The 12,518-nt window shown below is 51.1% G+C and carries 8 protein-coding genes; 3 read left to right on the top strand and 5 right to left on the bottom strand.

Annotated features, from left to right (window positions below; genetic code table 11):
• The first annotated feature begins 419 nt into the window (after window positions 1-419).
• Window positions 420-2,246: a mechanosensitive ion channel family protein gene (locus AC2FNE_RS10920; protein ID WP_496805362.1), complete on the top strand. Its 1,827-nt coding sequence runs from the start codon at window positions 420-422 to the stop codon at window positions 2,244-2,246.
• 254 nt (window positions 2,247-2,500) lie between these two features.
• On the opposite strand, the gene AC2FNE_RS10915 is transcribed toward AC2FNE_RS10920, so the two are convergent.
• The gene (locus AC2FNE_RS10915) at window positions 2,501-4,726 is read right to left on the bottom strand and encodes a tetratricopeptide repeat protein (protein WP_496805361.1); all 2,226 of its coding nucleotides are present in this window, start codon (window positions 4,724-4,726) and stop codon (window positions 2,501-2,503) included.
• 346 nt (window positions 4,727-5,072) lie between these two features.
• Between AC2FNE_RS10915 and AC2FNE_RS10910 the strand changes: the two genes are divergently transcribed.
• Window positions 5,073-5,867 (top strand): inositol monophosphatase family protein, encoded by a 795-nt coding sequence (locus AC2FNE_RS10910; RefSeq protein WP_170606161.1) that lies wholly within the window; start codon window positions 5,073-5,075, stop codon window positions 5,865-5,867.
• A 1-nt stretch (window position 5,868) separates the two neighbouring features.
• On the opposite strand, the gene AC2FNE_RS10905 is transcribed toward AC2FNE_RS10910, so the two are convergent.
• From AC2FNE_RS10905 to AC2FNE_RS10890, 4 genes are read right to left on the bottom strand one after another with little or no spacing between them, the layout of a single operon-like run.
• Window positions 5,869-6,435, bottom strand: a complete 567-nt coding sequence (locus tag AC2FNE_RS10905; RefSeq protein ID WP_170606163.1) for a histidine phosphatase family protein — start codon at window positions 6,433-6,435, stop codon at window positions 5,869-5,871.
• 2 nt (window positions 6,436-6,437) lie between these two features.
• Window positions 6,438-7,511 (bottom strand): ABC transporter ATP-binding protein, encoded by a 1,074-nt coding sequence (locus AC2FNE_RS10900; RefSeq protein ID WP_496805360.1) that lies wholly within the window; start codon window positions 7,509-7,511, stop codon window positions 6,438-6,440.
• Window positions 7,508-9,724: an ABC transporter permease gene (locus AC2FNE_RS10895; RefSeq protein WP_496805359.1), complete on the bottom strand. Its 2,217-nt coding sequence runs from the start codon at window positions 9,722-9,724 to the stop codon at window positions 7,508-7,510. Before AC2FNE_RS10895 ends, AC2FNE_RS10900 begins: the two co-directional genes overlap by 4 nt.
• Window positions 9,725-10,750 carry an ABC transporter substrate-binding protein gene (locus AC2FNE_RS10890; RefSeq protein WP_170606168.1) on the bottom strand — a complete coding sequence of 342 codons (1,026 nt, stop codon included), beginning with the start codon at window positions 10,748-10,750 and terminating at the stop codon, window positions 9,725-9,727.
• A gap of 332 nt (window positions 10,751-11,082) precedes the next feature.
• Between AC2FNE_RS10890 and AC2FNE_RS10885 the strand changes: the two genes are divergently transcribed.
• On the top strand, window positions 11,083-12,114 hold the full coding sequence (locus AC2FNE_RS10885; RefSeq protein WP_170606170.1) for a hydroxyacid dehydrogenase: 1,032 nt from the start codon (window positions 11,083-11,085) through the stop codon (window positions 12,112-12,114).
• Window positions 12,115-12,518: the final 404 nt, after the last annotated feature.

Genomic DNA, 12,518 nt, shown 5'->3' with positions numbered 1-12,518 from the left:
TACGCGTTCTTTGGGAGACCATGCAACTTGGCCAGATCGTGAGCGTCTTGGAATTTCAAAGTCACTAACTTCTGGCCGGAATTTAAAGTCAGAAAGAAACTAGCACTTATATGGGTCAGCTTCTCTAGTTGAATTAAGACAGTTTCTAATTTGAATTCCATCAACCTTTTAAACTGTACTAATGGACCCAAAGCCGGTTCGAACTACCTTCACGGCGTATATGTGATATCACGCTATACAGCAATTAACGGCCAACTTACCGAATGGCACGCGAAAGGGAATTAGTTATTAGGAGCTACGTAAGCGCAACAATTTATGCAAGACGCTTTTGGTTTACGCTGATTGCGCTATCGGTAGTTTTGGCATTTACCCCAAATTCTGGAGCGATCGCTCAAGAGCGGTTAGATGAATCCGCGGCATTGGATCTGGCTGCTCTAAACAACGAGAGCCCACGCGCAACACTCAGAAAGCTACTAACTCTGCGAGCTTCTCTGGAAGATGCAGTCGAAGTCTATCGAAATCAACGAAATCGAGCGAACGGAAAACGTGTTAGGGAATTGATAAGCGACCTGTCCTCGTTAATCGACCTTTCCAAAGTTCCGCCCGCAGCACAGCAAATTACCAGTATCGAGACAGTCAGTTATCTATTGAACATTATTGCTAGAGTGCCGCTGCCAGAATTATCGGATGTGCCTGGTGTTGATTCCTTTGACAGCAATGGTCGGGGGATTTATCGAATTCCTGGCACCCCTTTGAAAATTGTTCAAATGATGGATGGGTCGCGTGAACTCGAGTTTCTATTTAGTTCGGACACGGTGCAGGTTGCGCCCCGGATCCACAGCTCAGTAATTCATTTTCAAACAAAGCCAGAGGTCCGCATAGACGACTGGCGCACGGAATTATTGCAGGGCACGGGACCGATGATACCTGGTTGGTTGCAGAGAAACGTCCCGTCAGCACTTACAAAAAGTATTTTAGATACACCATATTGGAAGGTAATAATCGGTCTGGTTGCCATACTTTTAGTCTCATCCGCACTGATACTCTGGCATAAGGTGACACGTAATTATTCCACCAAAAGCGTACTTTCCGGCACGCTGTTGCGAATTCTATCTCCAGTTGTAGTGATAATCGCGGCCAGTTCTCTAGCTCGATTTTTTGAGAATCAATTGTTGGTAGTCGGGCGCCTATCGTCGCTTGTTAGTTTAGTTCAAACCTTTGTCACCTACATTGCGCTAGCATACATCGTCTGGCTTTTAGTTATCGCTGCGACGCAAGGATTCATGCAGCGTGTAAATAGCGAACAAGAAAGCATAGACAGAAACATGATTCGACTGATCGGTCGGGTTATTGGCGCAATCGCTGCGATCATCGTCATCGCTTTCGGAGCTGACGCTCTCGGGCTTCCAGTCCTAAGTGTCATGGCCGGTTTGGGCATCGGCGGGATCGCGGTCGCCTTGGCGGTCCGGCCGACACTTGAGAACCTGATTGGTGGTTTTATTCTTTACATAGATCGGCCAATCCGGGTTGGTGATTTTTGCTCATTCGGTGATAGAAGCGGAACGGTCGAGACGATCGGTATACGCTCGACGCAGATTCGTGCGCTAGATAGGACACTTATCACAATCCCCAATGCTCAGTTTGCTGACATGGAGCTGATAAACTGGGCCGAATGCGACCAAATGATGATCGATCACGTGATCGGTTTGCGCTACGAGACTGGCGCTGACCAGCTGCGCTATGTCCTGGCCAAGATCCGTGAAATGTTCCTCGGGCACCCAAGGATCGACAACGATACGATCCGAGTGCGGTTCTACGGCTACGGCGCAAGTTCGCTAGACATCCATATCCGGATCTACGCACGCACGCGGGAATGGAATGATTTTTATGCTGTCCGTGAGGATGTGATGCTACGCATAAAGGACATCGTGGAAGCTTCCGGTACAAGTTTCGCTTTTCCGTCTAGCACACTCTATTTAAGCCGCGATGCCGGGCTCGATTCTGAAAAAAGCACCAAGGCCGGCGACGAAGTTGACAAGTGGCGGCGAAGCAACCGTCTGCCTTTCCCCAGCTTTTCCAGTCCGGACGAAGCTAAAATGGAGGATCAGCTCTCCTATCCACCAATTGGGTCACCCGACTATGCCGCGACGAACGAAGAACTCGCTAGTGGTGGTGAGAGGCTTTCGGCAGCTGATCCCGAAGAAGAGCCTTGTACCAGCGATACTAGCTCTTCACAGAAGACCTGACCTGTGAGCTACACATCAACTATGCATCGAAGAAAAGCCACTAGTGCAAACGGCGAAGCGGTATTCATTTAGTCTGACAGTATTACTGCCCAGTGCCGCGCGGTAGCGAACGGCTAATTTGTCCGCAGATCAGTCGTTCACAGCGAACGACCGCTCTGAGCCCAAAGCCGAAGTTCAGAGGCCAAGAGTTTCCGACCTATAGGTCGGTTCCACGAGGTGAGAGCAAAAGAGCGAGGTGGGCGGCTTGTTTCGTATCACTTGTCAGTCCTAGCGAACACGGAATTCACGATGCCAAACGACCAAGGAGCCGCAACATACCACTGGTCATCAGTTGATTTCTCAGGGTCGAGATAGAGGAAATGGCACAGATCGCGCCCCTGGTGCACGGAGGGGATGTTTCGGCATACCTGATCGCCAACAATCCTCCACGTTCCGGACAATGGTATTCCATTCATCCAATCAAAATTCATCACTATCGTTCCATCTGAATTTCGTTCCTCTGAATAAGGAGCGCCGAACGGACCAACGTAATGCTGTTCGTCGAAAGCATCTGAATGCAAACGAACCAATTCATCATGAGCGATCCGGTCGGCCTCGCGGCCGTCGCCAAAGTTGAATGGCCACTCAGGCAGTCCCGATCCCAACATCGCTTCTTCGAACACGGAAAAAACGTGCGGATCCTTGTAGATTGCAAACCAAGGCTTCATCCAGTTTAGATTGAGCCAGACATTGTTTGCCAGAAACAACTCCATGTAAGCCTGTGCAGCCTTGGTGTCCCCTTCCCGAAAATTCGCCTCTGCGAGGTTCCGATGGTGCTGCTCACGTAATTCTTCTTCTGGGATACTGTTCAGTAGCTCCAACGCTCTTCTGCTGTCGCCAGCGCGCAAGTAGTTCCACGCCAGATCTCCCTTTTCGCCAGAATTTAGCCTTGGCGATAGTCGCTCATACTCTTGAAATTCCGCAATTGCGCCTTCGTAATTTCCTTCGGAGGTCAGGCTCATTCCGAGAACAAGGCGCAGCATAGAATTGGTTGGATTGTTGAAAACGGAGCCCCTCGCCAGAGCAAGAGCACGGTCGGGTTCGAGTTGCTCTAAGAGAGCACGAACCTTTAGGGCTGTGGCTTCAGGATTGCGCGGATCGCCTTGAAGAACCTGCTCAATCAATTCGGAGAATGTTGTCTTAGCGTCAAGTGTAAACTTAATCGTATTGAAGCTACCCTCCCATATCTGAAAATTGGCTTCGGCACTCCCCAGCTTAGCGTCGGTGAACTGCGGGTCCATCGATATTGCCTCGTCAAACAAAGGAAGCGCTTTTGCGATGTCTGTGAAGTCTTTACTATCTAGAAGCCTCTTGCCACTGGCATATGCCACGTAAGCCACAGGGTTTTGCGTTGGTCGGTTTTCCAGAATGTTCCGCTCAACTTCGTTGAGCTTTGCCTCCATTGCGCCTGCCGCTTTCAGCTTCACCCTGACAAGCATGTCCAGCAGTTGATGAGCCTCTCCCTGAAAAACCTCCTCCCAAACCACGCCGTCGCCCGACGCCAATGTATCCCGAAGTCGAGCGTGAAGTTCAATTACCCCGTGTTTCGATTTTGCTGAACCATCCAAGACGTAACGAACGCCCAGATCCCGTGCCACTTCACTTTCGTCGACGTCGATTCCCTCATAAGATTTTGCGATACTGTAAGGCGCCATCTCCAATTGCTTCAGACGCTCAAAAGACAAATGTAAGTTCTCTGTAGCTGCATCAGCGAATACTTGTTCCGAAGGGGAGTCGGCTTCGAACGGAACGACTAGAAGCCTTGAAACCTGGGGTTCTTCCTTAGGAAAAACAAAGATGTATACGAGTAAAGCCAGACCAGCCGTAGCGCATATAGCAGCGCCCGCGAATATGCTTTTTCGCTTGAATACTGCCGACTTGGGTAATGGGACAAACTTTCCTGCATCGTTATTGTCCAGCAATACGCGATAGGCGCGAACGGGTTGCGCAATATTCTTGACGAACTGCTCACCCACATCAGCGAAACCCAATTCCACCTTGCCATTTACATTTCTGAAGACACCTTCGGAGATCATTATACCGCCGCCGTCAGCTAAAGCTTCGAGCCGGGCAGCCAAGTTTACGCCTTCTCCAAAAATATCTTCGTTATCGACAACAATTTCGCCGGCGTTGACGCCAACGCGATAAGCAATGCGTTTGTGTTCTTCGCTGTCGATCTCGAGATTTGCAATGCGACGTTGAAATGCAGCCGCCCATGTAACCGCGTTAACGGCGCTATCAAATTCGATCAACGCTCCATCGCCAGTTGTTTTGACGATCCGACCGCCATGTTCTGATGCCAGTGGCTCAATCACTTCCTTCTGAATGACCTTCTGACGCGCGAGCGTGTCCGCTTCGTCCTGTTCGATCAACCGACTATACGCGACCATATCGATTGCGGCGATTGCAGCTAACCTTCTGATCCCGTGTGCGCCCTGCATTTCTTCTCCGAGGAATTCTCGAATTTTTGAAGTTCGTATGCATAGTAAACACAGAAACCAGTGGGCCGTCACTAGGGTGCTAAGCTGTTCCAACCGAGAAAGCCAACGTCGGTTATGTCCGCGCAGCAGACATTCACTGAATTCTGCCGAACGTCTGCACCGAGCCCAAAGCTGAAATTCATAGCATTAGCAACGATCACTCGCTGCGCACCTAAGATCCGCCCTTGCCTAGAGTGAAACAGCTGTTCAGCATTCTTAGAACAAGTTTCCATTCGCTACAGTGGCACAATCGAGCCCGATCATCTATTGTTTGCGAAAAAGGCAGTGCTCAGAAACGGTTTCGACGATGAATGACATCCAAGAACGGCGAAAATTCGCTATTGCTGTCGCCGCGGAAGCAGGTGCCCTCGCGTTATCCTACTTCACCAATCGTGACAATTTGGTTGTCGATCAGAAGGGCGCTCAGGACTGGGTCAGCGAAGCGGATCGTAATGTCGAGACGTTCATTAGGCAAAAGATCAGCGAAGCTTACCCCGAAGATGGGGTCTTTGGAGAAGAGCACGAGGCAAAGAGAGGCTTAAGTGGTTTTGATTGGGTGATCGACCCGATTGACGGAACAACAAACTTCATCCACGGCATACCCGCCTGGACGATTGTGTTGGCAGTTGTTTCAGATGGTAGTACACAGGTTGGCGTCATCCACGAACCAAATGTCGACGAAACCTATGTCGCTACCAAGGCCGCAGGCGCGACTTTAAACGGGCAGCCGATGCGTGTTGCATCAGATGTCGAGTTGGCATGCGGAACCATTGCTGTCGGCTATTCTAATCGGGTTGAAGCAACCAATGTCGTTCCAGTCATTGCAGCGCTCGTCGAAAAAGGAGCGCTCTATCATCGCAATGCCAGTGGCGCACTGTCATTGGCTTACGTTGCTGCTGGACGGTTGTTGGGCTATGTCGAAGAGCACATGAACGCTTGGGATTGTCTTGCCGGCCAGTTGATGGTTGCAGAAGCGGGTGGGTTGGTCGAGGATCAAGACGCAAAAAAAATGATCCGGGTGGGCGGTCGTGTTATTGCTGGACCACCCAAGGTTTTCGAGACGCTGATAGCCATTTGCGATGAGGCTTGGGGTATTGACTAAACTAGGTGATTGAGCGCCAACTGAAGTCAGGGCGGAGGTTTTCTAGATCAGCGCTCCAATAGTGACCCTGACCGGGTTGATCAAATCGACGATCGATTTTCTCGCCTGAGAGGTGGCACCAAAGAAGCGTTCCGACCGCACCATGCGTCACTAAGCCGAGGTCTTTGCAATCGTGAACCTTAACGATTGACGTCACTGCTTCAACTATTCTTTTCTGCGCTGCGTTTGCAGTTTCCCAACCCCGAAAGCTTGACCCCGGTGCGGCAAAAAACGCATCCGCAGCCGCTTCGAACTGACCGATTGGCAAAAATCCAGTCGCACTGCGATCGTTCTCGCCCAAGCGATGATCGGAATTCGGCTTTAGATTATGCATTCGCGCAAGAACTGAAGCCGTCTCAAGTGCCTTGCGCTCGCAGCTAGACCAGATCGCGCCAACCGACGACATCACGCTGGATCTCGCAAACGTCTTTGCGCGTTCAAGGCCGAGGTCGCTCAGCCCCCATTCGGTGATCGGCGAACCCGGCGTGACGACAACTTCTGGGTGAGAAATGACTATAAGCTTGCCCAAGATTATCCGCCCGGCAGCAAGACAGGTCCACGCTCAGCAAATGAAATTTTGATAGCAGTCCCCGTTTCAAGTGGGTCGTCCACATCGTCTTGCACCGCGAAGACCTGCCCGAAAGTTCCTTTTAATGTGTACTCCATCCGGACGCCCACATATGTGGCCTTGGCTACTTCTGCGGTGATGCCGGCGTCAGAGCCAATTACAATCCGGGAGGGGCGCACCGCCAAAGTAGCTGGTCCTTTGCTCAACCCGCGAGCTGGTAGTCTATGCCGATACCCTTCGATTTCAATTGTGGCCTGATCACGTTCAACTGATACGATTCTGCAATTGATCAGGTTCGCTTCACCGATAAAATCTGCCACGAATCGGTCTATTGGGGCATCGTAAAGCTGCCGCGGCGTGCCAATTTGAGCGATGGAGGCGTTGCGCATAACGACAATTTCGTCTGAGACGGCAAGGGCCTCCTCTTGGTCGTGGGTCACGTAGACGACCGTCAGGCCAAGGTCTTGTTGAATTGCTCGGATGTCTTCACGCACTTGCCGGCGGAGCTTCGAGTCAAGATTCGACAATGGTTCATCAAAAAGCAGGACTTGCGGTTCCAGCACCAAGGCCCGGGCTACCGCGACGCGTTGTTGTTGCCCGCCAGAAAGCTCGCTGGGCAATCGACCCTCGAATCCCTTCAAACCAACGAGATCCAACCCATACAACGCACGCGACCGAGCCTCACCTTTGTCATATCCGGAGAATGTCAGCCCGTACATGACGTTCTCTATTACGCTCATGTGGGGAAAAAGGGCATAGGACTGAAATACCATCGATACGTCGCGATCAGTAGCAGGCAGTCTTGTCACATCGCGGTCGCCTATCAGGATGCGACCGGAACTGGCCATCTCCAGCCCCGCGATCATTCGGAGAGTCGTAGTCTTGCCGCACCCCGATGGGCCCAGCAGCGTGACCAGTTTTCCTGCTTCAACTTTTAGGTCGATGTTATCAACTGCGACCACATCTTTCCCGAATACTTTCGAAACACCCTCAAACACCACCGGAGCAGCCTTGCTTGCAATCTTTTGATCAGTCATGTCGTTTTCTCTGCCCCGAGTTGTGTGCGCCGTCCAATCTGAACGCGGCCGACGAGAATCTGCAAAAACCCGACAGCCGCTAGCATGACAAAGATCAATGTGGTCGAGTAAGCGATAGCAAGTCCGTAGTCGTTGTTTTCGACCCGCCCAATAATATAGCTGGTCGCCATATCGTACTCGGCAGACACTAGGAAAATTACTGCCGAAATGGCCGTCATGGCGCGTACAAAGCTGTAGACGAGCGCGGCTAAGATTGCTGGCCTAAGTAGCGGGAGGATTACCCGTCGGAAAGTCTGCCAGGAGTTGGCTCCGAGCGTTAACGAGGACTCGTCCAAAGACTTGTCGAGCTGTGACATGGATGCGATGCCCGCCCGCACGCCAACCGGCATGTTGCGGAATATGAAGCTAACCACAAGGATTACGCCTGTCCCAGTGATTTCTATCGGCGGTACGTTGAATGCCAAGATATAGCTGACGCCGATGACCGTCCCAGGAATAGCGAAGGACAGCATAGTTCCGAATTCGAAAGCATTCTTGCCTGCAAAGCTTTGCCTTGTAAGCAGGTAAGCATTCACCAACCCGACCGCGGCCGTCAATGGTGCCGCGATTGCAGCAATGGTGATGGTTGTCCAGAAGCTGTCCCAAGCAGCCCCTGTCCAGCGAATCCCCTCTTCTTCAAATCGAACAGAGAAGGCTGTCACATAATGCTTAAGTGTCAGCGAGTTGTTGACACCCCAAAGTTCAACAAGACTACCGTAGATGATCATCCCATAGACTATTGCTGTAAACAGCGCCCATGTCAGTGCGATAGCTAACACCGGAATGGCCAGACCGTTCGGCATCAACGGATGGACACCTGCGTCTCCTTTGCCGGACACGGTTGTGTAGCTCTTCTTTCCTAACCAAGCCCGCTGCGCATAAAAGGCGGACAGTGTGAAGAACAAAAGAACCATGGCCAGCACTGCAGCTCGACCTTGATCGTACTGAGCGCCAACGATGGCGAAGAAAATTTCGGTCGACAAAACGTCGAAATTGCCACCCAGAACCAGTGGGTTTCCGAAATCCGCCATGGATTCGATAAAGCCGAGAAGAAAGGCATTTGCTAAACCCGGGCGCATCAATGGCAAGGAGACCGTTTTGAAGGTCTGCCACCGGTTCGCACGCAATGTTTGTGCAGCCTCCTCCATCGAGGGGGACACACCTTCGACAACGCCAATCAGGACAAGGAAAGCAATTGGTGTGAAGGCAAGGGTCTGCGCAATCAGCACTCCCGGCATCCCGTAGAGCCAACGAGTGGGCTGAATACCGAAGAGCTCGGCAAAGAAAACAGTGACTGACCCGGAAAGACCAAACAACAGGATTAATGCCAGCCCAATCACGAAAGGCGGCGTGATGATCGGTAAGACCGTAAGCGCTCGCATTCCCCTTTTGAAGCGGAACCCCGACCTTGTGACGACCAATGCAAAACACAAACCGAGCGAAGTCGTTATTATCCCAACCAGAATGGCAAGAAAGAGTGAATTCCAAGCGGCCCCACATTTTGCGCCGGCAAAACAGCCCAGCCCCCAGAGTCGATTATCAAAGAACTTCGACGCGAATACCGATACGGAATAAGTCCCGTCCTCTGTTATGAATGCCGAAAACAGCATGTTGGCAATCGGGTAAAACACAAATGCAGTTACAATTGTAATCACGCCTCCGATTGCACTAACGACGAAAACATCACCGTTGATCGCGCCGCGTGCCGCGATTCCTTGGGTAAGCAGGAACAGAAACGCCGACGCGCAAATCATGGCGCCGTATCCCATTCCGAATTGACGGATCTTCGGCTCTCCGAACAATGCGTTCAGCCATTCGAAGTTAAAGCCCCTGATGCCTATCGAGAAGCCTTGTGCAATGAGCCAGCCAAAACCCAAGGCACCTGCTAAGACCAGAATACGTGCGTATCGAGGATCGGACTTTGGCCTGTTCAGCACAAGTAGCGGAAGTACTAACGGGATTAGCAATGGCGCAAGCCACAGCTTCTCGGCTTGTCCTATCAAAAAGAGGGCTGGAGCATAGTCCTCATCAAACGGATAGCCATCCACCAACCACGCGAATGACCAAAGCCCATCTTCTACCATGTACCATGGCAGAAGGCAGAAGCCGACCCACCCAGCGATGATCCAGAAGATTAGCACTGGGTGGGCTGTTATTGTCTTTTCTTCAGTCACTTACTGAGGCAGAACCGAAACCTCTTCGTCCCACTTCTGTAGCAGCCGCTTGCGTTCGTCTGACGAGCCGTATTTCTTGAAGTCATAGTCGATCAGTTTGATCTGGCTCATGTCAGGCGCACTTTCGGATGTCTCGGCACCTTTGTTGGATGGCACCTGGAACGCGTTGACCTGCAGTGCCAAATTCTGAGCGTCAGTGCTAAGCGCCCAGTCATAGAATTTCTTGGCTTCTTCTTCGTTGCGCGCACCGTCGATGATCGACATGGAACCGATCTCGTATCCCGTGCCCTCACACGGCGCAACGACCTTTACCGGGAAACCCGAGACGGCTTGCTTAACTGCGTCGTGCATGAAGACAATGCCGATGGTGTTTTCACCGCGTCCCGCTGCCTTTATCGGAGCAGAACCAGACTTTGTATATTGGTTAATATTGGAGTGCAGGCCTTTCATGAATTCAAAGCCTTCGTCCTCACCGAATATCTGCACCATCGAAGCCAATGTCGTGTATGCGGTACCCGAAGAATTCGGGTTCGCCATCTGCACATGACCTTTATATTCAGGCTTCAGTAGGTCTTTCCAACATGCGGGTTCGGGCAGGTTGTTAGCAGCGAGCAAGTCGGAATTGTAACCGTAACCCAACGCGCCGGAGTATATTCCGATCGTCTTGTTGCCTGCACTTTCGGCCTGTGAAATTGCCCAGTCATGAAGTTGATCGCGCATCGGCGACATATACTCCATTGTCAGGCCCTCTTCAGCGGCTTGAAGATGCGGGTCTCCCGTTCCTCCCCACCAGACGTCACCTTTCGGATTTGAGCTTTCAGCACGAATTTGGGCAAATGTCTCACCAGAAGATTTACGAGTCATGTTTACGTCGATCCCCGTTGCGTCTTCGAAGCTTCGCGCCATCAGTTGGCACCAATCTTCCTGGGCCGAGCAATACAGTGTAAGCTTGTCAGCTTGAGCGGCGCTGAGTGATGCTGAGAGTGCAACTAGTGACCCAGCCAATGTCATTGTTGTTCTTTTCAAGACTTTTCCTCCCTTAGTATCGGATCGGTATTTAGCCCAACCCATTTATCGCCAATGGAGGTTTGCATTTCCGGGCATTCTTATCGGACACAGACTTGGCCCTGTTCCCCCGTGGCGGGGTCAATCACACCATTGATCTCTCTTTCCTGCAAGAAAATTACAAATCTCTTAAATTTGCAGTGCTCCGAAAATTTGGAGACCAACCGCTACTTTGCGTACTCACATGGCTCAAAACTGTCTTGGAGGGTACTAGTCTTGAAAGTCAGGTTACTCTCTACGGAATCGTTTGTAGAGTGTGGTGATGAATACCGATTTACGTTGGGGGCGTTTGAGTGACGAAACAATCTAAACCGTTAGTGATTTGCGCTCCCGAACCGCGCAGCCTTGATTTGATATTCACGCCTGAGAAGTTGTCAGAACTACGCGCACGCTATGAGTTGCACGAAACTGAAGCAGACGCCGTCGCTGGGCTTGGCGAAGCCTTACTTGCAAATACCCGATACGTACTGGGTCAACCGCCGATACCTTCCGAAGCTCTCGCAAAGATGAGTTCGCTGAAGGCGGTTTTTAACGTAGAATCGAACCTTTTGGATAACATGCCTTACGAAGAGATATTCAACCGGGGCATCTATGTACTCACAACCGGCTCAGTCTTTGCCGTACCAGTGGCGGAGATTGGACTCGGTTTCGCACTCGATCTCGCAAGGCAGATTAGCCAAGCTGATGCCGATTTCCGATCGGGAAGGGAACTCTGGGGCGGAGATGGCAATTCCTCCGCTCGGCTTTTAACGGAGGCTGACATAGGATTGATCGGTTTTGGGGACATCGGCCGAGCACTCCACCGCTTGCTCGTGGGTTTCCGGTGCAACGTCAGAGTCTTCGACCCATGGCTACCAAATTCAGTTCTTGAAGATCACCAAGTTATCCCAGCCGACCTCATTGAGGTTTTAACCGAGTCTGACTTTGTTTTTGTGCTTGCCGCAGCTACAACCGAGAACCGCGGATTGATTGGGGAAGAAGAATTTGCAGCAATGCGACCGTCGGCAGCCTTTATTCTTTTAAGCCGAGCAGACGTGGTCGATTTTGAAGCCATGCTAGACGCGATAGAGCGGAACCACATAATTGCAGCCTCCGATGTTTGGCCCGACGAGCCTCTGCCATTTGATCATAGAGGGCGCTCGTTACATGGTCTTATCAAGTCGGCGCACCGCGCCGGCGCCATAGACACTGCATTCAAAAAGATGGGTGATATGGTTCTCGAGGACATGGCCTTGATTGACCAAGGTCTGCCACCCATTCGTTGCAAACGCGCGGAAAGAGAAACTGCGGGTCGCATGCGTTCTAAGCCGGTGGCAAGAAATTAATTTCAGGGCGGTATCCGAAAAATTAGATTCGGGGGCAGATGGCTTTTGTAGCCAAGGTCAGCTTCGTCCGCAACTCGGTCATAGCCGTATTTTTCGCCAGTGTCTGGTCTGAGTCAAAGCAGCCGTTGACGCCGGGACCCGTTTATAGGTCCAGAACCTATGTAATCTAAGTTGCCAAGGTTAAATGTACTCAATAATTCGTTTTTGTCTATTTTTATTGTAAGAAGTTGGTCTGCAAACAATATTTGAAGAAATTAACGAAGTAGCTTCTTAGTCGAATTGATCATCGCGATTTACGGTATCTAATAAGACTAGTAGGTTTTGCTGAGAAAAACCAAAGTCACCGTTTTTTCAGCATTGAAAGCCAATTGCATATTCTTTGAAAGTTGAACGAAGACAATGGC

Source organism: Ruegeria sp. YKSD179, assembly GCF_059612885.1.
Note: the sequence above shows the minus strand (reverse complement) of the source record. Positions and strands in the feature narration are given on the sequence as shown.